Annotated in this window: 14 protein-coding genes; 6 read left to right on the forward strand and 8 right to left on the reverse strand. The window is 47.6% G+C overall.

Annotated features, from left to right (window positions below):
* Positions 1 to 21 precede the first annotated feature (21 nt).
* From ligA to smc, 3 genes are all read right to left on the reverse strand, one after another.
* Entirely contained in the window at positions 22 to 2,091 is a 2,070-nt protein-coding gene (gene ligA / locus M0415_RS16320) for an NAD-dependent DNA ligase LigA (protein WP_088212214.1), read from the reverse strand.
* A 98-nt stretch (positions 2,092 to 2,189) separates the two neighbouring features.
* Positions 2,190 to 3,230: a cell division protein ZipA gene (gene zipA, locus M0415_RS16325; RefSeq protein WP_088212114.1), complete on the reverse strand. Its 1,041-nt coding sequence runs from the start codon at positions 3,228 to 3,230 to the stop codon at positions 2,190 to 2,192.
* A 26-nt stretch (positions 3,231 to 3,256) separates the two neighbouring features.
* A complete protein-coding gene (gene smc, locus M0415_RS16330) occupies positions 3,257 to 6,685 on the reverse strand; it encodes a chromosome segregation protein SMC (RefSeq protein ID WP_088212115.1) in 3,429 nt (1,142 codons plus the stop codon).
* Positions 6,686 to 6,926: 241 nt separating this feature from the next.
* On the opposite strand from smc, the gene cysZ reads away from it, so the two are divergent.
* Together cysZ and M0415_RS16340 are read left to right on the forward strand one after the other, a co-directional pair.
* Complete coding sequence (cysZ, locus tag M0415_RS16335) at positions 6,927 to 7,706, forward strand: sulfate transporter CysZ (protein ID WP_011716611.1); 780 nt, start codon at positions 6,927 to 6,929, stop codon at positions 7,704 to 7,706.
* Positions 7,707 to 7,834: 128 nt separating this feature from the next.
* A complete protein-coding gene (locus M0415_RS16340) occupies positions 7,835 to 10,234 on the forward strand; it encodes a carbohydrate binding family 9 domain-containing protein (protein WP_249554680.1) in 2,400 nt (799 codons plus the stop codon).
* A 59-nt stretch (positions 10,235 to 10,293) separates the two neighbouring features.
* Here the strand turns inward: M0415_RS16340 and M0415_RS16345 are convergent, their stop codons facing one another.
* The 3 genes from M0415_RS16345 to M0415_RS16355 all read right to left on the reverse strand — a co-directional run bounded on the left by M0415_RS16345 (position 10,294) and on the right by M0415_RS16355 (position 13,366).
* Positions 10,294 to 10,824 (reverse strand): hypothetical protein, encoded by a 531-nt coding sequence (locus M0415_RS16345; protein ID WP_249554678.1) that lies wholly within the window; start codon positions 10,822 to 10,824, stop codon positions 10,294 to 10,296.
* Between the two features lie 89 nt (positions 10,825 to 10,913).
* Positions 10,914 to 12,035 (reverse strand): beta-ketoacyl-ACP synthase III, encoded by a 1,122-nt coding sequence (locus M0415_RS16350; protein WP_088212117.1) that lies wholly within the window; start codon positions 12,033 to 12,035, stop codon positions 10,914 to 10,916.
* Complete coding sequence (locus tag M0415_RS16355) at positions 12,032 to 13,366, reverse strand: RDD family protein (protein ID WP_088212118.1); 1,335 nt, start codon at positions 13,364 to 13,366, stop codon at positions 12,032 to 12,034. Before M0415_RS16355 ends, M0415_RS16350 begins: the two co-directional genes overlap by 4 nt.
* Positions 13,367 to 13,611: 245 nt before the next feature.
* On the opposite strand from M0415_RS16355, the gene cysK reads away from it, so the two are divergent.
* The 4 genes from cysK to M0415_RS16375 all read left to right on the forward strand — a co-directional run bounded on the left by cysK (position 13,612) and on the right by M0415_RS16375 (position 20,292).
* The gene (gene cysK / locus M0415_RS16360; RefSeq protein WP_011622282.1) at positions 13,612 to 14,580 is read left to right on the forward strand and encodes a cysteine synthase A; all 969 of its coding nucleotides are present in this window, start codon (positions 13,612 to 13,614) and stop codon (positions 14,578 to 14,580) included.
* A 213-nt stretch (positions 14,581 to 14,793) separates the two neighbouring features.
* Positions 14,794 to 15,867, forward strand: coding sequence for a methyltransferase (locus tag M0415_RS16365; protein ID WP_088212119.1), 1,074 nt, complete (start codon positions 14,794 to 14,796; stop codon positions 15,865 to 15,867).
* Positions 15,868 to 15,988: 121 nt separating this feature from the next.
* A complete protein-coding gene (locus M0415_RS16370) occupies positions 15,989 to 16,978 on the forward strand; it encodes a TDT family transporter (protein ID WP_088212120.1) in 990 nt (329 codons plus the stop codon).
* Positions 16,979 to 17,643: 665 nt separating this feature from the next.
* Complete coding sequence (locus tag M0415_RS16375) at positions 17,644 to 20,292, forward strand: TonB-dependent receptor plug domain-containing protein (RefSeq protein ID WP_088212121.1); 2,649 nt, start codon at positions 17,644 to 17,646, stop codon at positions 20,290 to 20,292.
* 151 nt (positions 20,293 to 20,443) lie between these two features.
* Here M0415_RS16375 and yfcC read toward each other — a convergent pair whose 3' ends face one another.
* A complete protein-coding gene (yfcC, locus tag M0415_RS16380; RefSeq protein WP_217895745.1) occupies positions 20,444 to 22,012 on the reverse strand; it encodes a putative basic amino acid antiporter YfcC in 1,569 nt (522 codons plus the stop codon).
* A 269-nt stretch (positions 22,013 to 22,281) separates the two neighbouring features.
* Positions 22,282 to 23,256, reverse strand: coding sequence for a formate transporter FocA (focA, locus tag M0415_RS16385; RefSeq protein WP_011716602.1), 975 nt, complete (start codon positions 23,254 to 23,256; stop codon positions 22,282 to 22,284).
* Between the last annotated feature and the right edge of the window lie 758 nt (positions 23,257 to 24,014).

Here is a 24,014-nt window from a genome sequence, read left to right on the forward strand (position 1 = left end):
TATCAATGAAGCGGCAGCGTGTTAGCTATTTGCTGCAAGAAGAGCCAATAATTCATCTTCACCAATCACTTTGACGCCAAGCTCCTGCGCTTTGGCAAGCTTAGACCCCGCCGCTTCACCCGCAACTAAGCAATCGGTATTTTTCGAGACACTGCCCGCGACTTTGGCGCCTAAGGCCTGTAATTGCGCCTTAGCATCGTTACGGTTGAGTTGATTTAAGGTGCCTGTTAGCACCCAAGTCTGCCCCTTCAATGGCTGCTCATCGGTGCTTGGCGCTGCAATTGCAGGCCAGTTGACGCCAGCCGCAATCAAAGCATCGATCACTTTTAGGTTATGGGGCTGGGCAAAGAAATGCGCCACATGCTGGGCAACCACTTCACCAATATCTTCAACTTGAATAAGCTGCTCTATGGTGGCCACGCGCAGCGCCTCTAGGCTACCAAAGTGAGTAGCCAGGTTAGCCGCCGTGGCCTCCCCCACCTCACGAATGCCTAAGGCATAAAGGAAACGTGGCAAAGTCGTGGTTTTAGCCGCTTCAATCGCCTGCGCGAGATTGGTGGCGGACTTCATTCCCATACGGTCGAGCATGGTCATCATAGAGGCGGTGAGTTTAAATAAGTCAGCAGGGCTTTGAACCAGCTCCTTATCAATCAACTGCTCGACAATTTTATCGCCCATGCCGTCGATATCTAATGCCTTACGGGAGGCAAAATGTTTGATCGCCTCTTTACGCTGCGCCTCACAGAATAAGCCGCCACTGCAACGCGCCACGGCTTCACCTTCTAATCGCTCAACCAAACTGCCGCAAACGGGGCAATGTTGCGGGAAGGCAATCGCCTTAGCATCTTCTGGGCGACGCTCGGGCACTATGGCCACAATTTGCGGGATCACATCGCCGGCGCGGCGGATAATCACAGTATCACCCACCATCACACCTAAACGGGCGATTTCATCGGCATTGTGCAAAGTCGCGTTCGATACAGTCACGCCACCGACAAACACAGGTTTTAGGCGCGCAACCGGAGTCACCGCGCCAGTACGGCCGACCTGAAAATCTACGCCTTCGAGCAGCGTCATTTCTTCCTGCGCGGGAAATTTATAGGCAATCGCCCAACGGGGAGATTTAGCCACAAACCCTAAGGTTTGCTGCTGGGCGATATCGTTCACCTTCATCACCACACCATCGATCTCAAAGGGTAAGTCGGCGCGGCGAGTCAATATATCTTGATAGTAGGCAAAGACTTGGCTGAGTTCGTCGCAGACTTTAATCTCGCTGCTGACTGGCAGCCCCCAAGATTTTAGTTGTTGCAATTGCTCATAATGCGTCTTAGCTAATTCGTGAGAAGTCGGCTCCACCACACCTAAGGCATAGGCATAAAACGACAGCGCCCGTGACGCGGTAATTTTACTATCGAGCTGACGTAAGCTGCCCGCAGCCGCATTACGCGGATTGACGAACAGTTTTTCATCCTTTAAGCGCGCACGCTCATTTAGCGCCTCAAATGCCGCCTTGGGCATAAAGGCTTCACCGCGCACTTCGACCAATTCGGGATAGTTGTCACCACGCAGTTTGAGCGGAATCGACTTAATGGTTTTAACGTTTTCGGTAATATCTTCGCCCACGGAACCATCACCCCGAGTCGCGGCGCGCTCAAGCACACCATTGCGATACAAAATACTCACCGCTAAACCATCGAGCTTAGGCTCACAGCAAAAACTCACTTGGCCAACTCTGTCGCTGACACGTTTATGAAACGCGCTAAAGTCTGCCTCATCGAAGGCATTATCGAGACTTAACATGGGTTTAAGGTGAGTAATTTGTTCAAACTTGGCCAGCGCCATGCCGCCGACTCTTTGGGTGGGCGAGTCGGCAGCAACAAACTGAGGATACTCGGCCTCTAGTTGTTTTAGCTGCTGCATTAATCTGTCGTATTCGGAGTCGGTAATGCTTGGCGCATCATCGACATAGTAACGAATATTGTGTTCATTCAGAGATTGGCAGAGCGCCTGCATCAATGGCTGCGCATTTTGTGGCGTGACAGCTTGAGAAAGCAGTTCAGATAGGCGTTTATCGAGTTGAATGTCTTGCATATTCATTATCCAGAATTCTTAAGCATCAAAAAGTTGCAAAAAATGAGGCCGCATTTAGCGGCCCCATCTGTCTATCACCGCGGTCTCGCGGCGTTGCATTAAGCGTTTGCGCGAATGCGGTGTAAATAATCTTGCTTAGTAAACTCGCCCCAAGGTTGACGCTGACCATCGAGCACCACAGCATCGATATCATCCGCCAATTGGCGCGCTGAGTTAAGCATGATGGAGAAGTTCATTAGCGCATCGCCGTAGCAAGGTAAGGTCATAAAGAATACCACGCCTTGGGTGCTGAATTGTTCCATATTGTCTGGGTCAAAAATCCCAGGTTTAACCATATTCGCAATGGAGAACAACACCTTACCATTACCCGCATTATCCACATGGCGGTGGAAAATATTCATATCGCCATATTTAAAATTAAGGGTTAAAAAGCAAGGTAGCAATTCGGCGCCATTAAGCTGCTGACCTTCTTTTGCCACTACGTGCAGCACTAATACATCACGTGGCTCGCCTAAATCATCATCTGGCTGTTCAACGGCTTGAGGTTGCTCTTCTTCATACGCCTCTTCCTCATCGAACAGAGCGGTTTGTGTAGGCATTTGCACCTGCGCACGTTGCTCTTCGGCGGCTTTTTGCGCCACCATGGCCGCATGGGATTGCCCTACATGGGCTTGGGCTAGATTGGCAGAATGTCCTGGTAATACGGGCTCTTGGCGTGATGCTTTAGGACCACGGTGTTGCTCTTTGGCCGTTGGCGATTGCAGACTAAAATCCGGCTGCGCCATGCTTGGCTCTTGCTTAAACAGTGGCTTAGGTTCAACTTGCACGGGTTCCACGGGTTGCGGTTGTGCTTTGGCTTCTTGCTTTAAATAAGGGTTAAACGCAGGTGCCTCTGGGGTATGGGCTTCATTCGCTTTACGGACTCTGACGGCACCAATACCATCGGCGTCGAAACCATCGGCATCTACACGCTTAGGCGCACCCTCGCCGCGTTCGGCCTGCTTTTTATAGAAATTGCCCATCGGACTATCTTTCAATGACTTAGGTTGTTGTCTTCTGATAGACCAAAATCCATGCACCAGCACAGCAACTATGGCTATGGCGCCTAAAACGAACAATACTAGTTGCAAATCTTCCATTGGTTACCCTGTCTTTCTTCTAGTTATCAAGCGTCGGCCATTGCCACCGCTTGCTCTAAATCTACTGCGACTATACGGGATACACCCGGCTCATGCATAGTCACACCGATAAGTTGATCAGCCATCTCCATCGTAATTTTGTTATGGCTGATATAGATAAACTGTACGCTCTGCGACATTTCCTTCAATAATCGACAGAATCGTTCTACGTTGGCATCGTCTAAGGGCGCATCCACTTCGTCTAACATACAGAAGGGAGCTGGATTCAACCTGAAAATCGCGAATACCAATGATAAAGCCGTTAGGGCTTTTTCACCACCGGAAAGAAGATGGATGGTACTGTTCTTCTTACCTGGCGGCTGGGCCATGATGGTCACGCCCGTTTCTAATAAATCGTCTTCCGTCAGCGCTAAATACGCGCGTCCGCCACCGAATACCTTAGGGAATAAACGCCCTAGGTCTTCGTTTACCGCATCAAATGTGGTCTTAAAGCGAGTGCGGGTCTCCTTATCGATTTTCCGAATGGCTTCCTCTAGGGTGGCCAGACCGTTATTTAGATCTTCATCTTGATGATCCAAATAGGATTTTCGCTCACTTTGTTGCTCGAATTCTTCGATCGCAGCGAGGTTTATCGCCCCTAAGCGAATAATTTTTTGGCGGATCTGATCCAAATCACGCTGCCACTTGTCGGGATGCCCATCAGCAGGCAGGGAATCGACAATCTGAGCAAGCACAATTTGTTGCTCTGACAGCGCAGCCAATTGGCTATCGGCCTGCCCTTTTAATCCCTCACGACGTAACTTTAACGTGCTGAGGCTTTGAGTCAAGCCCTCAAGCTTACCAAGCTCTTGTTTTTGCTTTAATCCTATACTGTTTAGCGTTTCAGTGAGCGAACTTTGTTGTGACCTGAGGCTTTTAAGTGCTTGTTGCTGACTCTGCTGTTGATTGAGTAACTGCGCCAGTTGTTCGCTGAGCTGTGCGGTTTGCTGATCGCCCTCTTGTGCCGCTACGTTGGCAAGTTGGGCTGACAGTGTTTCCTTTGAGTGGACTAATTCACTGACACGTACACGCTGTAATTCAATTTGTTCAGTGCTCACCGCCATCCGAGTGGTGACCGATTGCAGACTGGCATTGAGGCTCGCTAAGCGGCGCTCGGCATCACCAATCTGCGCCTTCAAGGCTTGATGACGTGCCATATCCCCTTGGGCATCTTGGCTTTGTTGCTGCTGCTGCTCAAGGCTTAACTCCAGCGCCTCTGCCAGTTCATCCTCTTGCTCCGCAAGCAGCATTAACTGCTCGGCAAGCTCGGCTAACTCGGCTTGGGTTCGGGCAACGGTTTCTGCGAGTTGCTCCCGTTTAGCTTCACGCTGTTTGGCCTGCGCCTGTGCATTATTAAGCTGGGTAGATTTGGTGGCTTTATCGAGCTGTAACTGGTGTAAGCGTTTAGTGCCTTGACTTAAGCTGTCACGCACTTGGGTTAATTGCTGCGCTAATTCATCAAGCTTTGCCTGCTGTATGGCTTTTGCCTGCTCGCAATCAGCGATAGCCTCGCTCAGCTGGGTTTGCTCTTTACTCAGTTGCACTAACGATTGGCTATTGTCTTGTTTGGCAATCAAAAAACCTTTGCCAAGCAGGTAACCGTCAGCGGTCACGATTCGCTCATCGGCCGCCAAACTCGCCACTTGTGCTTGCGCGCTGGCCAGATTATCGGCCCATTTGAGTCCCTTAAGCCAAGGAGCGAGGTTCAATTTAGCGCCTAAAATGGGAGAGCCATCGAGATGCGCATCCGCCGCCAAGGCCGCATCGGCAGAAAACCCTATCTCGTTGGCGTTAACGCCCACGGGCAGCGTCATCAATCCCTGCAGTGCAAGCTCTGCCGCGGCTTCCCAGCCGTTTTCGACTTGAATGCTTTGCCACAACTGCGGCTTATCACTTAACTCTTCTTGTTTCGCAAGCCATTGTTCAACCAGTTCGAAGCGTGCCCGCATCGAAGTTAAACGCTGCGATAATTGCTCAAACTCACCGCGAGCTAAATCTAACGCGTGAGTATCGGCAGCTAGAGTGGATTCAAACTCTTGATTAATTTCAACTTGTTCAGCTAATGCTTGCTCTAACTGGGCAATCTCGTCATTAAGTGATGCGCTGTTATCTTCGAGGGCATGCGCATTGAGCGAGGCCAACTCTTGTTGTTGCTCTTGGTGTAACTGGGTTTTATGGGCATTTAATTGCTGCTGATGAGCCAGTTTGCTGCGGTGTAATTCTAATTGCAGTTTATGCTGAGCGACGGCCGCCGCCAGCACTCTGGCGTTTTCACTTTGCGCCTCACTGCGCGAAACACTCATCTCCCACTGGGCTTGCAGCTCATCCATCATTTCTTGCTGCAATTCTTGTTGCGGCGCAAGTTGGCTAAGCTCCGCCTCAAGCGCTTGAAAACTGGCTTGGTAAGCGGCTAATTTCGCTTGGTTTTGAATGATCTGCTCGCTCAACTGCGCAAGCTGATTATGCAACTGGGCGTCGCGCTGCTTTTGGCTCTGTAACTGTTGCTCAAGCTTTGCGATTTCGGTACCCGTTAGATAATAGGCTTCGACCGCCTGCTGCTCCTGCTCGACTAACTGCGAAAGTGTGAGTTGCTGCTCGGTGCTTTCTAACTCGCCGGTTTGCGCTAAGGACTGGGCCGCAGCTTGTTGCAGCTCGAGCGAGCTAATCTGCTCCGATAAACTCGCCATTTGGCTCTGCAGCTCTTGATAGCGCATCACCAGCAGCTCGGCATGGGTTTTACGCTCAGCTTGCTTCAGCTCACGATATTGCTTCGCCGCCTTGGCCTGCTGACTGAGTTTTTCGAGTTGTTTGGCTAACTCGCTGCGAATATCCCCTAAACGCTCCAAGTTTTCGCGGGTATGGCGGATACGGTTTTCCGTTTCACGCCGCCGTTCTTTATAGCGGGAAATCCCCGCCGCTTCTTCAATAAAAGTACGTAAATCTTGGGGTTTAGATTCGATTAAACGTGAAATCGTGCCCTGTTCGATAATGGCGTAACTGCGCGGCCCAAGCCCGGTGCCCATAAACAGATCGGTGATGTCTTTACGGCGACACTTTTGGCCATTGAGAAAATACCAAGACTCACCGTCACGGCTCACCTGCCGTTTAACCGAGATTTCTTCATAACTGGCGTATTGACCCGCAAGGCGGCCCTCTTTATTTTCAAACACCAGTTCAACGCCCGCCACAGACACGGGTTTACGGGCGCTGGAGCCGTTAAAAATCACGTCACTCATAGAGTCGCCGCGCAAATGCTTTGCCGAACTTTCGCCCAGCACCCAACGCACGGCGTCAATCACGTTAGACTTACCGCAGCCATTTGGGCCGATAATGGCGCTTAATGCCTGTAAAAACGGAATTTTGGTGGGATCGACAAACGACTTAAAGCCGGCAAGTTTTATTTGTTTTAATCTCATGGTGCCAGTTAGCGCGTCTCAGTATAAAAAGCCATCAGGGCGATGACCAATAGGGATGCAGGCCAATATTAGCCCGAGTCATGTCATAGAATTCTGAGGCCAACTTTAGCAAAGCAGGCAGTATTTTGTAACGCTTTTTATTGAATTCATATGGCTTTTAGCTTGTCATCTCGCGACGAGTTGATCACAATCGCACTTATCTGTATCTCACGCTGTATCTCAACTTTTTTGGAATGACGATATGACACAGAAATCCTCCTCCCCTTCGCAGGGTAAAAGTGGTGTGAATTATTTTCTCGATGGCTTTGGTTTAATCAAACGTAAAGGCCTGCGCACCTTTGTATTTATTCCGTTAATGATCAACTTAGTGCTGTTTGCGGCGGTTATCTATGTGGCGATTGGACAGCTCGATGTGCTCTTCACTTGGATGAATGCCCAGCTCCCCGAATACTTAAGTTGGCTTAACTTTTTGCTCTGGCCGTTAGCGGTGACCACTATGTTGGTGATGCTGGCGTTTGTTTTTAGTTCGGTGATGAACTGGCTGGCCGCGCCCTTTAATGGCTTGCTGGCCGAAAAGGTCGAGCAGTTATTGACCGGCAAACCGATGAATACGGGCTCGGGCATGGACGTCGTCAAAGACTTACCGCGCATTCTTGGCCGTGAATGGATCAAACTCAAATACTATTTGCCCCGTGCGCTGGTATTTTTGCTGCTGTTTTTAGTGCCCATGGTGGGGCAAACCTTAGCGCCAATTTTGTGGTTTTTATTCAGCGCTTGGATGATGGCGATTCAATACTGCGACTATCCCTTTGATAACCACAAGGTGAGCTTCAAGGATATGCGCTTTGCCCTTAATCAAACCCGCGGCACCAGCTTTACCTTTGGTGCGACTGTGACCCTGTTTTCGATGATCCCTGTGGTCAACTTTATCGTCATGCCAGTCGCGATTTGTGGTGCCACCGCCATGTGGGTCGATAAGTACCGCGAAGCATACCGTAATCCTGTGGTTTCTCCCGAATAATCCCCCCAAAGCACTGGATGCTCGCCATCCAGTGCCGCCTTGGTTTCAGCTATTTTTAATACAATTCTTGTAACAATTGCCCACTCTTGTTAACGCGCAATTTCTGGCACACTGCGCGCCATTTTAGAATGATTTGGGCCTTGTTGTTGAAGACGTTTCTCCCCTTAGTGTTATCGACTGCGGTATTTCTCAGTTCGCCAAGCTTGGCGGGCTCTGCCAGCCAATTTCAATTAACGATTCCGAGCTTAGAAGATGCCGCCAATATTGATGGCGAATTTGATGAGGCGGTGTGGCAGCACGCGGCGCAGGCCGAGCTACGCTATGAGACTCAGCCCGGTGAAAACACGGCGGCGCCCGTTTACACTGAGGCCAGAATCTACGCGACCCAAACCAGCCTGTTTGTGGCCTTTACCGCCAAAGATAGTCTGCCACAACATATCCGCGCCACGCTCAAGGACAGGGATAATCTTTGGGGCGACGATCTAGTAGGGATCAAACTCGATACCTTTAACAACGCGCGTTTGGCCTATCAGTTTTTTATCAACCCACTGGGCGTGCAACTAGACTCGATAGAGAATGAGCTCACGGGCGAAGAGAGCGAAGCTTGGGATGGCATTTGGAAAACCGCTGGTAAAATCACCGCCGAGGGTTACCAAGTTGAAGTCGAGCTGCCATTACGGCTATTTAACTTTGACGATAAAAAACCTGTTCAAGAATGGGGATTTGAGCTTATTCGCTACTATCCTCGCAATGAAAATCATCGCATCTCCACCCATAAAATCGATCGTAACATCAGTTGCCAGCTATGCCAGCTCGGCGTCGCCACGGGCTTAGCCTCCGCCAAGCAAGGACAAGATCTGCAAATAACCCCGTCCTTTGTCGCCAATCGCAATGAGCAAAAAAGCGCAAATGGCTGGCAAGCAGAGAGTAACTATGAGCCAGGGCTCGATTTGCGCTGGGGCATTAACTCGCGCACCTTGCTAAATGCCACCATAAATCCCGATTTCTCCCAGGTGGAGTCCGATGCTGGACAGCTCGATATCAACAGCACTTTTGCGCTGTTTTTTGATGAGAAACGCCCCTTCTTCCTCGACAATAAAGACTACTTCGATACCCAAGTGAATCTGCTTCATACCCGCAATATTGTATCGCCGGACTATGGGCTAAAACTCACCAGCCAAACCGAGCAACACACTTGGGCATTGCTGGCCGCCAATGACAGCCAAACGACCTTTTTGATGCCGGGTAATTTAAGTTCTGAGATCACCTCCTTAGCGGAGGAAAGCCTTAATCTGGCAGCACGTTACCGCTTCGACATGGATAAAACCTTCTCCTTTGGGGGGCTTATCACGGCAAAGAGCAGTGCCGACAATCAACTGACAGCATTTGCCGATCAAAATGATTACCACAATTATGTCATGAGCTTAGATGCGAAATACCAACCGACAGCCCAGGATATCTTTACCGCTCAAATCGCCCATTCGCAGACACGTTACCCCACAGCCCTGTACCAACAATTTTGTGGCAATGTGGAGGGAGAACTGACCGAAGGACTACTCTGCGGCCAAACGCCGTTAAGCTGTGAGCTTGGCCAATGCCAAGTGAATGAACAAGTGTTACGTAGCCAATCGGATCGGGATTTCAGTGGCGCCCTGTATCAACTGACCTACGAACACAACGCCCGCGATTGGTTTGCCTACGGCGAGTACCACGACGTGTCCCCCGATTTTCGCGCCGATTTAGGCTTTGTGGAAAAAATTGATTACCGCACTTTTATGGCCGGTGGTGGCTTAATTTGGTATCCCGAAACCGTATTTAACAAGATTAAATTCGGTGGCGACTGGGATATCACCCACAATCAAGCCGGAGAGCAGCTCGAGCAAGAGTTTGAAATCTTTTGGGAAATGTATGGCGCGCTGCAGAGTGAGTTATCTTTTGGGATAGAAACTCGTGAACGCGTCGGCCCACGCCATGACAGCGCGCAACTGGCGGTGTTAGGTAACAGCAATCAATACCAAGAAACCCAAGGCTGGCTTTACGGCGCGATTACGCCCACCTCAGCCCTCAGCCTTGAGCTGGAGATCCATTACGGCGATGAGATTGACTTCCTTAACGATCGCTTAGGCACAAAAATCTTAATCAATCCGATGTTCAAATGGAAAATTGCCAACGGCCTGTCGGTGGATGTTTCCCATCAATATCAACATATGGAAATCGAGCAGGATAAACTCTTTACCGCAAATCTCTCGGATGTGCGCCTGCACTGGCAATTGAGTCTGCACAGCTTTATTCGCCTATCGAGCATTTACACCCAAATCGAGCGTAATCTTGCGCAGTATTTGTATTCGGCGCCCGATAGCGAAGCGGCACACTTAGGGAATGAAATCCTCTACGGCTACAAACTCAATCCCCAGAGCGTGTTCTATTTGGGCTATTCCGACAGTTTAACCTCGGATGATGAACTCACGCGGCTCACTCGGGATGAGAAGACCTATTTTATGAAGTTAAGCTACGCCTGGTTGCTCTAGGCTGAAAGATTTTGCATAAAGCCCACAACAAGGCTTGTGGGCTTAAATCGGAATACTAGCTAAGACTCATGGATACCCAATAAGCTTGGGCTGGGAAGCGCAATCCCCATTGCGGTGAGCTCCATTCCCCAATGCCGCAGCAGCGCAAGATACGCCTGCTCAAAGGGATAGCGTGGCTTAGGGAATGCCCACTCAGAGGGAAAACACCATTCCTCCTCGCTCTCATCAATCGCTAAATAGGCGGCGAAATCATGGTTTGTCTCAATCAGCGCAGCGGTTAGATTTTTCGCCATCGCGACCCTGTGGGCAGAAGTAAATCCCGACTGTTCACTAAACTCATCAAACACATAAGCATCGTACAGCGCTTGCAGCTGCGCGGGATCTAAAGGATCGTAGCGATTGAGAGTTTCCCCGAGCGTTTCCTCACGGTCATAACAATTAAAAGCGCCAAGAAACCAGCCAGGATTGGGCTGAAACGGAATATCCAAATCAGGGTGAAGAAGCGTCATGATGGCATGTTCTCGCATTGCAACTGAGGCTTTAAAAAAGTGTTTTTTAGGCAGCTCACTGCCTTGTCTGAGTAAAGGCATTTTCGGTTAAGGTACCGCATCAAACCGTTTAATCAATGTGCAGATATAAAAGCTAAAGCCCCATTGCTGGCAATGGGGCTTTAGTCGATTTAGCGTTTTTGCAAAATCACGCTACCGATGGAGTACCCCGCACCAAAGGAGCTTAATAGCCCTAAATCGCCCGCGTTAAAGTCAGCGGAATATTTATGGAAGGCAATCACTGAGCCTGCGGAGGCGGTATTGGCATACTCGTCGAGTACTACGGGCGCTTGCTCAGGCGTTACCTCATCCCCTAGCAGCTTTTTCACCACAAATTGGTTCATGTTGATGTTGGCTTGGTGCAACCACAAACGTTTAAAGGACTGTGGCGTGAGGGATTGCTCGGCCAGATGCTCGTCTAAATGCTGATAAATCATCGGCAACAGTTCTTTAAAGACTTTGCGGCCCTGCTGATGGAATAACTTATCCGCCTGATGCGCCGAGCTTGGATCGCAGCGATTTAAAAAACCGAAATTACTGCGAATATTGTTTGAGTAGTCAGTAAAACAACGACTTGAAACAATATTAAAGCCCTTATTGGCGGCCACTAGGCTTTGCTCTTCGAGCACCATAGCGGTCGCTACATCGCCGAAGATAAAGTGACTGTCACGGTCACGGTAGTTCACCTGCGCCGAACAAATTTCGGGGTTAATCACTAACACGCGCGACGCCGAGCCCGTCGCAATCGCATTGGCGGCGGCCACAATGGCAAAGGTGGCCGAAGAACAGGCAACCTGCATATCGTAGCCATAGCCACGGGTACCGAGTGCCCGCTGGATTTCAATCGCCATCGCAGGATAAGCGCGCTGCGTATAAGCACAGGCAACGATCACTAAATCGATTTGCTCGGCCTTCACATCCGCTTGCTTAAGTGCCATCACTGCCGCCTCAACCCCAATTTCAGCCTGCATAGATAACTCGTCACTGCCGCGCTCAGGAATAAGCGGCATCATGATTTCAGGATCGAGAATACCGTCTTTAACCATCACATATCTGTGTTTGATGCCCGAGGCCTTCTCGATAAACTCACTGGAGGAATAAGACAGCGGCTCAACATGGCCCTGCTCAATTAATCCTGCATTTTCAAGGTTAAACATATCGACATAGGCGTTGAAGCTCTCCACCAAAGCTTCATTTGAAATACTGTGTGGCGGCGTAAATAAACCGCTGCCAGAAATAACGACCTGTTTCATAGGTGCTCCGAACGGGTGCTTGTTGTAAGGTGAGCAGACGTCGCATTATTCTGTGTTGGCACGGCGGCCAATGCGTGTTCAGCCTGCGCCTGTTGCTGCTCTAATTGTTGCTTTTTATGCATTTGCGCTAAGTCTATCACGACTGTGGAAGATATTTTATCTTGGATCCCCTGCCGATTGGCATCCCAAAATATCTGCATAAAGCCCAGTAAGCCCGTCGTGAAGCCCGCCGCATAACCACCATAACGGCCAAATGCCCCCCAAAGACTGATTTTAGCGCCATCGAGTTGGATAACGCGGATGCCTAAGAGTTTCTTACCTAAGGTCTGACCATCAAATTTGGCGGTAAACACGGTGAAGTAAAATGCAGCCCAGCCAAAACCTAAGCCCATATCGCTCATAAAGCCTTTGATCCACGCCAGCACACTGCGGGTGTCACTCTCTTCTTCATCGGCGGTTTCACTGTTGCGGCCTTCGGTTTGATCTGCAGGATTGAGGTCGGTGTTAGAAACTAAGGGAACGTTATCCATGGCAGCTCGATTATCGATTTGAGCGTTGGCTAATCCATCAGTTTGCGGTTCAGATACGGGAACTGCGTCAAGCTTGCCATCAGACGACTGATTTGGCTTTGACGACGGTGATAATGTGCTTGAATCCTTGGCTGAATTCTTAGCTAATCCCTTGGTTGAATCCAGAGTGACTTCAAACACCTTCACCTCTGGCCAGAGGCTGCCCACCATAATTTCATCGCGTAACAGTGCTTTATCTGCCTCGGATAACTCCGAGCTCGCTAAAGTATCTAGTACCATATCGCGGCGCTCAGCTGCCGACATTCCCTCAATGGACACATTCTCAAGCGTCTGAGTCTCGAGCGTCTGTTGCAAAGCACGGATCTGTTCACGGGCACAATCGGTATTTTCACAGAGTCCGAGGGACACAAGGCCCGGAATCGCCTTAACAACAGCATTGATATCCTGGGGCGCGGAGACCTTTTCGCGCGAAGTTTTACCCGATTGATGGAAGTTCCACAAATTCCCCGCCGAGCTAAAGAGCATCAACCCCAGCATGGCCGCATACAGGCCCCATTTGAGTAAACGGCCAAACTGTCGACTGCGTTTCTCGATATAAATAATCCCCACCACCAGCAGAACAAACAGCCAATCCATTTGTTCGGCTAAAATAGTGATAAATAAACCGTCGATTAACATCGCCAATGCCCGCTTAAATGGCGTCGCTAACGGGGTATAAAGTACCGATTCGGCGATAGTGAATGCCTTAGGGGTGACCATAGTTCTTGGATCTTTGCCCAAGTCCGTTTGTTGTTGCTTCATAGTGTGGCAATCCGATTCCGATAGAAGTTTTATAAGTGAAACATCAAGTGGTTATTCTTATTTACAGGTTATTTTTTATTGATGTTAGCAAGAGGTTAACACAGTTAAACCCACTGCCAATTGGGCTTTGCGAATAACAGGATTATCTTTAATAACCAAATCGAATAAAGAAGAACAAACAATCACTTCTAAATGCGCCACAGGCGATTATGATTCAATAGTGCAAACATAGGAGCAAGCAATCCATGAGCAAAATTTTCGAAGACAATTCATATACTATTGGCAATACCCCGTTAGTGCGTTTAAACCGCGTAAGCCAAGGTAAAGTGCTGGCAAAGGTCGAAGCACGTAATCCAAGTTTCAGTGTCAAATGCCGTATCGGTGCCAATATGATTTGGGATGCCGAGAAAAAAGGCCTGCTCACCAAAGATCACGAACTGATTGAGCCTACCTCAGGTAATACCGGGATTGCCTTAGCCTATGTGGCGGCTGCCCGTGGTTACAAGCTGACGTTAACTATGCCAAATACTATGAGCTTAGAGCGGCGTAAACTGCTGAAAGCCTTAGGTGCGAACTTAGTGCTGACCGAAGGCGCAAAAGGCATGAAAGGTGCTATCGATAAAGCGGAAGAAATCCGTCAATCGGCGCCTGAAAAATACATTATGCTGCAACAGTTTAATAACCCTGCAAACCCTGAAATCCACGAAAAAACCACTGGTCCAGAGATTTGGAACGATACCGATGGTGCTGTGGATGTGTTTGTTGCGGGTGTAGGTACAGGCGGTACCATCACAGGTGTAAGCCGTTACCTGAAAAAAGTCGCTGGCAAAGCCATTACTTCTGTTGCGGTAGAACCCGCTGATTCACCGGTTATTACCCAAACCTTAGCGGGATTACCTGTGCAACCAGGCCCGCACAAGATTCAAGGTATTGGCGCAGGTTTTATCCCTGGCAACTTAGATCTTGAGTTAATCGATCGCGTTGAAACCGTCACCAACGATGAAGCCATCGACATGGCGCGCCGCTTGATGCAAGAAGAAGGCATTTTAGTCGGTATTTCTTCTGGTGCTGCTGTGGTTGCGGCGAACCGCATCGCGGCTCTGCCAGAGTTTGCGGATAAAAACATTGTGGTTATCCTGCCTTCGGCTGCCGAGCGTTACTTATCTTCTGTACTGTTCCAAGGTCAGTTTGGCGACGAAGAGAACATTCAGTAATAAGTCGATTCGTCCGGCTAAAAATACCCAGCATTGTCTGGGTATTTTTATGGCCGAAATTGATGGGCAATCACCATTAACACCGCTTCCCTCTCCTCCAGTTCTGTATTTATTCACTAAGTTGGAGCTAGTTCATAGTTTTCCACCGCAGCTCTGACTTTTGCCGTTAACTTCGCTATAAAGATTGTACTCCTTTGTAAACTCAACCAATTTATGTCCTTCTACCACACCCCGAAAACCTTAAGCGCTTTCGATGCCAAATTTGAAGCGCAAAAAATCGCCTTTGGCCCCATTAGTTTTCAGGTTGCCCATTGCCTGCTGAAATTTGAAGTATTAGCCACCATTGACCAAGCTGGCGAACAAGGGCTGAGTATCGCCCAACTTGCGCAAACCAGTGTGTTAAACGAGTATGCCCTTGGCGTGTTACTCGATATGGGATTGAGCATGGGGCTGGTATGGCTCAATGGTGACGCCTATGTGCTCGATAAAACTGGCTATTTTTTACTGCACGATGATATGGCGGCCATTAACCTCAATTTTGTGCAGGACGTGTGTTATCAGGGACTGTTTCAACTCGATAAGGCGCTAGTCGCGGGTAAACCCTCTGGCTTAGCGGTATTTGGCGATTGGCAAACGATTTACCCCGCCCTTAAGGATTTACCTGCTGAGGCTAAGGCCAGCTGGTTTGCCTTCGATCACTATTATTCTGATCATGCTTTTCCACAGATTTTACCCTTAGTGTTTGCCCATTCTCCCAAGCACTTAGTCGATATTGGCGGAAATACGGGTAAATGGGCGCTAAGCTGCTGCGAGTTTAATCCTGAGGTTGAAGTCACCCTGATGGACTTCCCTGGCCAATTAGCCGTAGCCAAAGACAATGCCGCCAAGCATGGCTTTGCCGAGCGGATCCACACCTTTGCCACCGATTTGCTCGATGAATCACGCCCCTTTGTCGAAGGCGCCGATACCTATTGGATGAGCCAGTTCCTCGACTGCTTCTCTCAAGAGCAAATCCTTAGCATCTTGCAACGCACCGCTCAGGCGATGACGCCAGACAGTCAGTTGTTCATTGTCGAAACCTTCTGGGACAGACAACCCTCTGCCGCCTCAGCCTATTGCGTCAATGCGACAAGCTTGTACTTTACTGCGATGGCCAACGGTAATAGCCGTATGTACCACTCTAAGGACTTGATAAAGTTACTACATCAAGCGGGCTTATACGTCGATGAAGACACTGACAACCTTGGCCTTGGGCATACTTTACTGCGCTGCAAACGCAAACCTTGAAATTAATAATATTTGAATCTCTGAATAAAATTAATCAATTTTATTTATCACGCTCTCAGCCATACACTGACATTAACAGACAAACACGTCGAATTAATGTCAGTGTTGAGAGGTAACAAACATGACTTCAAAACGTAAACGCTGGACAGCACGGGCAGCAAAATTACCCAGCCCCATGGGCGGACTCGCCCTCGCGATTGCAAGCTTAGGTTGGACCTGGGAGAGTGTGATGCCCTCACTCAATGGGTGGGGCCAACTGACAGGGGCTGTCATAGCCTCAGTCTTACTCATGCTGCTTGCTGCGAAATTTGTTCTGCATCCCTCAGTGCTGAAGAACGAACTCAGCCATCCGGTTGTTGGTAGCGTGATCCCAACATTCGCCATGGCGGTAATGGTGGTCTCGAACCTACTCGGCCATTATTTTCCCCATGCTGGCTTAACTCTGTGGCTAGGGGCCATTGTTATCCATGTCATCTTTTTAGGTGCCTTTATCTATTACCGCGCTATCGACTTCAAGCTCGAACATATGGTGCCTAGCTGGTTTGTGCCACCCATTGGCATCATAGTGGCGGCAGTATCCTTCCCCAGTAATGGCGCGCCATGGTTAGTGAACTTGATCCTAGCCTTCGGCATGCTCGCATATTTAGTCATGCTGCCATTGATGCTCTACCGATTAATCTTCTGTCAGGCAGTGCCCGATGCGGCTAAACCCACCATTGCCATCCTCGCCGCGCCAGCCAGTCTATCCTTAGCAGGCTACTTAACTGTGTGCGAGCAGCCTTCGATTGCCTTGGTCGCCGTATTGGCCAGTATTGCAGTATTGATGACAGCAGTGATTTATCTCGCTTTTTTCCATCTGCTCAAATTGCCCTTTAGCCCAGGCTATGCCGCTTTCACCTTTCCCATGGTGATCGGCGCGACGGCACTGTTTAAAACCGCCCACTGGCTCGCGCAATATCGTCAAATGAGCGACCTCACCCACTGGGTAAGGTTACTTGCGGACTTCGAACTCGGTGTTGCAACCATAGTCGTTTGTTATGTCGCACTCAGGTATTTAACTCATTATCTACCTAATCCTGCTCACATAATAGATAACACCACTACAGCTTAACCTACTCATAAGTATTAAAAACGCTTAGCATCGGGTGTCTATAACACATTCAAATCTCATGTCATAAAATATTTGCATGACAAAAGAAGTGAATTTAAATTCACTTCTTTTGTCTAGTTAAGTGCATTTTGCTAAAAAATCCCCATAAAATAGTTAGCTTAAATTAAAAACACAGAATACTTAAAATCCACTGAATAAAAGATATTCAACAACTAGTCAATAACCGTACAGCATCTACTGATTTAAGCTATTTTTAATACGGCACCAATAAAAATACAGTATTCAAAACCGTATAAACACCGAGGTTAAATAAAAATCTAAATATACAAAAAAAGTATGATTATTTTATTCTTACAAAAACTTTCAATTTTTACAAAATAAGAACAATTTATTAATATATATTCAAATTTAATGCTGATTTTATTGCCAAAATTGGTTTTAAACTTCTAAAAACCGCTAACACACTCACAAATAAAACCAACAAAAAACATTTAATTAACAATTAATAGCTAGGCATTGCAACTTACGCAAATTTACACTGTTGCACTTGTTATTTTCTTGTGGTTATATCTTGAGCCTAATTAAATAGGGCTCTATTTCTTAAAACGTTCCGTATTTAATTAAAATAACAATTAAACAAATAACAAGTGTTAAGGGAGAATGATATGCGCGCTAATTCGACATTAGCCAAAGCGGTTCGCTTTGCGTTAATTGGTGGTGCCACAACAGCAGCTTTATCTAGTACTGTTGTTTATGCTGCAGAGGATAACGCTAAGGTAGAACGTATTGAAGTAACAGGTTCCCGTATTCAAAGAACTGATATGGAATCAGCGTTACCTGTTACTGTTTTATCGGCCGAAGATATTGCCAAAACAGGTTTAAGTGATGTTTCTGCTGTTTTAGCACAAATGCCATTTAACACTGCTGGTAGTTTTATTAGTGATGCAGGTAGCTCTGCCAGTAACCATGCCAGTTCAGGTATGCGTGGTTTAGGTTCGAACCGTACGTTAACCTTAATCAACGGTCGCCGTATTGCGCCATCTGCAACCTTTGGTGGTGATGCTACTAACCTCAATTTAATTCCAATGGATGCAATCGAGCGTATTGAAATTTTACGTGACGGTGCATCAGCAATTTATGGTTCAGATGCTATCGGTGGTGTAATCAACATCATCCTTAAGAAGACTTTTGACGGTTTAGCATTCGATGCCAAATTTGGTAGCCCTACTCAAGGTGGAAGAGACGAAAAGTCAGCTTCTGTCACTTTCGGTAATACCAGTGATAAAAGCAGCAGCTTAGTGATCATCGAGCATAAGCAATTTGATCCACTGCAAGGCGGTCAACGTCCTCATTTAACCGCGAACTGGGACAAGAAATACGGCCGTAGTGGCTTATATGCACCAGAAGGCACATATCGTCCAGTTGAATCTCGCCCAGTGAAAGACGCAGATGGTACCTTCGGCACCCCAGTCTACACTGGCTTACAGGTTCCAGGTAAAGATTGTCCAGCCGATCGCATTGTAACCACCAAAGACGGTTCAGCTTGTGGTTTTAACCAGTTTGATGGTACAGACTATTTGCCAGATCAAACAAAAGACTCTGTATTCTCTAATATGACTTATCGTATTACTGATGAATTAGAGTGGTTTGGTCAAGCTATCGTAATGCGTGATAAATCCATCACGTCTTCTACCGCGCTGTGGACTCCTAACCTATACATGGCGGCAGATAATCCATTAAACCCAACATTCGGCACAGCGAATGCTTCAGAAGTTCAAGCTTATCATCGCTTGAAGGGCGTAGCTGATCGTAAGACTGAATTCGACTCAAACGTTGTAGACATTGTCACAGGTCTAAACCTTGAGTTAGATGCAGGCTCTCTGAGCTGGTATGTACAATACTCAGATCAAATCGTAAACATTGAAACAGACTCTTACGTATTCGAAGATAAGTTACAAGAAGCGGTTGATAAAGGTCTATACAACCCATTTGTTGAGGGTGGTAATGCGACCCAAGAAACTTTAGATACTTTCTTGCATACAGCGACTCGTAAAGCAACATCTAACACTACTGGTACAGGATTATCATGGGCCGCACTGGCTCCTATCTCCTTACCAGGTGGTGACTTAGGTTACGCTGTGGGTATGGAATACCAAAAAATCGAATACAAAGATACCCGTGATGCTCAACAAGCAGCTGGTAATGTATTAGGAACTTACGGTGGTGATTCTGCTGGTGATAGAAGCTACAAAGCAGCATTCGTTGAATTAGAACTACCAGTTTTAGATCACCTAAATGTGAAACTCGCTAGCCGTTACGACCAATATAGCTTGCCTGATGTTGGCCAGCTTTCTAGCTCAGTTAACGTCCGTTACGAAGCCTTAGATAACTTAGTGTTACGAGCATCTTACGGTCAAGGTTTTAGAGCTCCATCACTGGATGACCTGTTAGGCAAACCTGCGACTAGTTACGACAGAATCACAGACACCACTCTGTGCCAAAGTCTGCCTGCAGATCAAAAAGACAATCCAGCTTGTGAAGATAACCAGTACCTACGTAAGAGTTCAGGTAATAAAGACCTAGACCCAGAGAAATCTGCTCAATACTCTTTCGGTGCCGTATGGAATATTACTGAAAACATTGACTTAGTTGTTGACTACTACAACATCGAAATCACTGACCAAGTAAGCTATATCGATGCACAAACTATCGTTGATTTAGAAGCAATTGGTGGTTTAGGTGCTTATGACCCTAACTACATCTACGTTAAACGTAAAGCTGACGGCACCATCGATGAAATTGGCGCTGGTAACATCAACATGGATGGCGTACAAACCTCAGGTCTTGACGTGTCATTCACATCAAACTTCGATTTTGCTGAATTTGGTGCATTTAAGTTTGCCGTTGAAGGAACTTATGCGCTTGAATACACAGAACAAGCAAGCCCGATTGCTAAACGTTATGATGTGTTAGGTACTAAGGGTTATCCAGCATTACGTTTCAACACAACATTTAGCTACGCCATCGATGACTTCTCTGCATCTTTGATTGCTAAGTACATTGACTCTTATGATGGTGAAACTCCACAGCAACAAGAAGTTGGCACAAACAAGCAAGACTTCTCATCGTTCACTACATGGGACCTCACCCTGAACTATGACTTCGACAGCTATGGTAAAGTCACTGTAGGTGCTCGCAACTTGTTTGATGCAATGCCAACGGTTAACTACAGCTTAGGTTACCCTGGATACGATACTGATACTCATAATATCTTAGGTCGTGTCGTGTTTGCAGGATACAAAGTGAAATTCTAATCTCCCTATAGGAAGATAGAAAACCACAACAAAAACGGCATCCTCGGATGCCGTTTTTTATCTCCTGTTTAACCAATTAACTGAGTTAACCCTGAGCGCCTATTTACCCGCTGCTTTAGGTGGCCCCTAGCGCCTAGCTAAATCCTCGCAGCTAGTTAAAGCCAAGATAGTGCGCGCCAATCACCAGCACACTTGAGACCAACATCAGCAGCAACATAAAACGCCAGACAAATTTCAACCAGTTGCCCCAATCGACGCGGCATACACCAAGGGTCGCCATTAAAGACGCTGAGGTGGGCACTATGATATTGGTGAGCCCGTCGCCAAGCTGAAAGGCCAATACCGCCACTTGGCGCGTCACACCGACGATATCAGAGAGAGGTGCCATCAGTGGCATAGTCAGTGCGGCCTGCCCTGATCCTGAGGTCACAAAAAAGTTGAATACGGATTGAAATAACAACATAAACCACGCCGAGAGCGCATCCGGCAGATGGCCTATCACCCCGCCTGCGCTATTAAGAATCGAATTAAGCACACTCGGTTCAGTCGGTGTTCCACCGCCAAGGAGTAGTAAAATCCCCGAGGCGCATCCCACTAAAAGTGCTGGCTCTAGCATGGTTTTAGCGCCATCTTTAAAACTCTGCGCCACCTTGTTAAGCGTTAAGCCATTGAGCTTAAAAACGCAGCCAATGACGCCGGCAACTATGCCCATGGTAAAAAACTGACTAGCGATCTCAGGGATAAACCACGCCTTTGCCACAACGCCCCAAATCACCCACACCATAGTTAACACTAACAACAACAGCACCAACACATCCCCAAGATTAAAGCGGCTCTCGAGCTGAGTATTGGCATGGTGCTCACGGAAATAAGCATCGGACTGATAACTATGGGAGAGACTGGGTTGCTGCTGAATACGATGGGCGTAACGCATGGTAAAAACGATGCCAAGCAATGTGAATCCAAGCCACATGGGGAAACGAAACTCGCTGCCTGAAAGAACCGGGATCCCTGCAATGCCCTGCGCAATAGCCACACTGAAGGGATTCATCCAAGAACTGGCAAAACCAATTTGGGTCGCCACATAGGTCACCATCACAGTAGTGATACCGTCATACCCTAAACGGATCATGAGTGGGCAGATGATAATGGCAAAGGCAATGGCCTCTTCTCCCATGCCAAACACGGCGCCGCCTAAGGAAAACAGCGTAAATATCACCGGAATGAATAGCTTTTCATTGCCACGGGTTTTATCGATTAACTTTAAGATGCCGTTATCTATGGTGCCTGTGGCCATTACGACCCCAAAAGAGCCGCCAATCACTAGCATAAACATGATAACGCCAATCGCGCTGCCCCATTTAGACCCCGATGTCAGGCCCTCAAAAGCGAAGTTAAAAAAGCCAACGCCGCCCTCGCCTTTAAACAGTGCCACGGGTTGTAACTTAGGCTCGCCCGCATCATCCAATTGATAGGCAAAAGAATTAGGGTCGACGACAGTCCGCGCTTTATCGACGCCATCGGCCAGATAATGCACCTCTTGGGTTTGAAACGAGCCAATGGGGATAAAGTAAGTCATTAATCCCGCAAGTAATGCCACAAAAAAGATGATCACTAAGGTATCGGGCATTTGAAAGGCTGAGGGAGTATGTGAAACGGATGGGGCCATAGCAGTCTGAGCTGCTTCTGTTGGCTGAGTCGTCGAGGGTGGAGTCGTCATAGATGCGCCATTTTATGTCAAACGGAAAAGGCCGCACTATAAACTAAAGCGCTGTAAATCAGTACATAAAATCTTCATTCGCTTACATGAATACGCAAAATGCTTACATCTATCACAAACAGCTAATCTGCATAAAAAGCGTGTTACTGCGAATGCAGCACAAAAATGCCCAGTAACACTGGGCATTTTTTATAAGCCTAAGGCAAACAATCACTCAAGGAGCTGTTATCCCAAATCTAAGCGACTGACTCGCTTAGTGACTAACTCTCTTACTTACTTTCTTGGCTATTTTTCGCCTTTTCGGTATGTAAGGGCGATGCAAAAAAGTGCGGTTGATGGGATTTTTGCGGATCGGGTAAGGCAATTTGGCCCTGCTCAATCCACCAATAACCGAGGCCAACGATCACACCGCCGCCGACAATGTTTCCTAAGGTCACGGGAATTAAGTTATTGAATACGAAGTTTGCCACGGTTAAATCGGCAAATTGTTCTTGGGTCACGCCTAGGGATGCAAAAAACTCAGGGCTAGCGACCGACTGAATAGTGATCCCAAGCGGCACCATAAACAGGTTTGCGATACTGTGTTCAAAGCCACTGCTGACAAACATGGCTACCGGGAGGATCAGTAAAATCGCTTTAGTTAGGGATTCGCGGCTGGCGAAGGTCATCCAAATACCCAGACACACCAACATGTTACATAAAATACCTAAGCTAAATGCCTGTACCCAAGTATGGTGTAGCTTATGTTGCGACACTTTTAACGCATTTAAGCCCCAGTTGCCGCCATCGAGTTCATATAAACCCGCCGCCATGATCAAGCCAACCATTAACATGGCGCCGACAAAGTTGCCGATATACACGCGGCTCCAGCATTTGAGCAATTCACTGGTGGTCACCTGCTTTTGCGCCCATGCAACGCTGCTCAGCACCGAGCTCGTAAAGAGCTCGCCACCACAAATTACCACCAAAATTAAGCCTAAGCTGAAGGCAATCCCGCCCACGAGGCGCACTAAGCCCCAAGCGCTATCACCCGCACCCGTGGTGACAGTCAGATAAAACACAAAGGCTAAGGCAATAAAAGCGCCAGCAAATACCGCTAAACCAAAGGATTGCCAAGGCGCCTTAACCACTTTGCTTTTGCCGTAAATTTCGGCTTGGTGATAACAGCTAAAATGCGAAGAAACCTGTATTGGCTCATGGCCAGTCGAGGATGTTTGTGGAGCGTTAGCGTGTGAGTCTTTCATAACTGTACTCCCAAAGCCGATAAACAAACGCGAACTTGCAACATAGGTCTCTCCTACAGCGCCCAAGCGCAGATCAAACCAATCAACATTTACATTAAGACTTGCTTAAATGATGACTCACTAAAGTCACGCTTTGTAACATACAATTCGCATTAGCCGTGAAGCAGAGTTTGCCAAAGCGTGATGTTATTCACAGGTAAAATGTAAAAATTTTGAAGCCATAAACACAAAAGGTTAATTGGTCATACCAATTTAAATCACCTTTAGCCAATTTGCCATGCTGCTTTTCAAGATCATTTTTAGGCAAGATGAAGCAGATTTAACCTTACAAAAGGTGAGTTTCTATAATCAAGATGACGGCTTGTTGACGACGCCACTGTTCGCCCTGCATTAATTTGAGGAGAAACAATCATGTTTCCTATCCCCTCAAACCAAACGATTTCATACTGACTTATTTTCCGTCAAATACCCTACCACCGCCTAGCATCCCGTATAAACAAGCCTTTTGCGACGACTGTATTATCAGGCCAAAGACCGCCTAAATCGTAAACAATTAAAATCAATCGATACGGTGATAGCTTTCGTCGGTTAAAAGCGCGACAGTCAATCAAATAAGCGATGACATTGGCTGCTAATGGGCCAGCAAAAGCGTGCTTTAAACCTTATTGTGCTAAAAAAATGCTACCTTGCTAGCAAATTTGCGATTAACCGGGCACAAACTCGCCCGTTTAAGATGCGCGAGTATAAGAGCTATGCTA

This window comes from Shewanella sp. 10B (assembly GCF_023475885.1).
Taxonomy (GTDB): Bacteria; Pseudomonadota; Gammaproteobacteria; order Enterobacterales; family Shewanellaceae; genus Shewanella; species Shewanella mangrovisoli.

Excerpts from the sequence above, each read along its gene's own strand:
- ligA (WP_088212214.1), bottom strand. The coding sequence starts at position 2,091 with ATGCAAGACATTCAACTCGATAAACGCCTATCTGAACTGCTTTCTCAA.
- zipA (WP_088212114.1), bottom strand. The coding sequence starts at position 3,230 with ATGGAAGATTTGCAACTAGTATTGTTCGTTTTAGGCGCCATAGCCATA.
- smc (WP_088212115.1), bottom strand. The coding sequence starts at position 6,685 with ATGAGATTAAAACAAATAAAACTTGCCGGCTTTAAGTCGTTTGTCGAT.
- cysZ (WP_011716611.1), top strand. The coding sequence starts at position 6,927 with ATGACACAGAAATCCTCCTCCCCTTCGCAGGGTAAAAGTGGTGTGAAT.
- M0415_RS16340 (WP_249554680.1), top strand. The coding sequence starts at position 7,835 with ATGATTTGGGCCTTGTTGTTGAAGACGTTTCTCCCCTTAGTGTTATCG.
- M0415_RS16345 (WP_249554678.1), bottom strand. The coding sequence starts at position 10,824 with ATGCCTTTACTCAGACAAGGCAGTGAGCTGCCTAAAAAACACTTTTTT.
- M0415_RS16350 (WP_088212117.1), bottom strand. The coding sequence starts at position 12,035 with ATGAAACAGGTCGTTATTTCTGGCAGCGGTTTATTTACGCCGCCACAC.
- M0415_RS16355 (WP_088212118.1), bottom strand. The coding sequence starts at position 13,366 with ATGAAGCAACAACAAACGGACTTGGGCAAAGATCCAAGAACTATGGTC.
- cysK (WP_011622282.1), top strand. The coding sequence starts at position 13,612 with ATGAGCAAAATTTTCGAAGACAATTCATATACTATTGGCAATACCCCG.
- M0415_RS16365 (WP_088212119.1), top strand. The coding sequence starts at position 14,794 with ATGTCCTTCTACCACACCCCGAAAACCTTAAGCGCTTTCGATGCCAAA.
- M0415_RS16370 (WP_088212120.1), top strand. The coding sequence starts at position 15,989 with ATGACTTCAAAACGTAAACGCTGGACAGCACGGGCAGCAAAATTACCC.
- M0415_RS16375 (WP_088212121.1), top strand. The coding sequence starts at position 17,644 with ATGCGCGCTAATTCGACATTAGCCAAAGCGGTTCGCTTTGCGTTAATT.
- yfcC (WP_217895745.1), bottom strand. The coding sequence starts at position 22,012 with ATGACGACTCCACCCTCGACGACTCAGCCAACAGAAGCAGCTCAGACT.
- focA (WP_011716602.1), bottom strand. The coding sequence starts at position 23,256 with ATGAAAGACTCACACGCTAACGCTCCACAAACATCCTCGACTGGCCAT.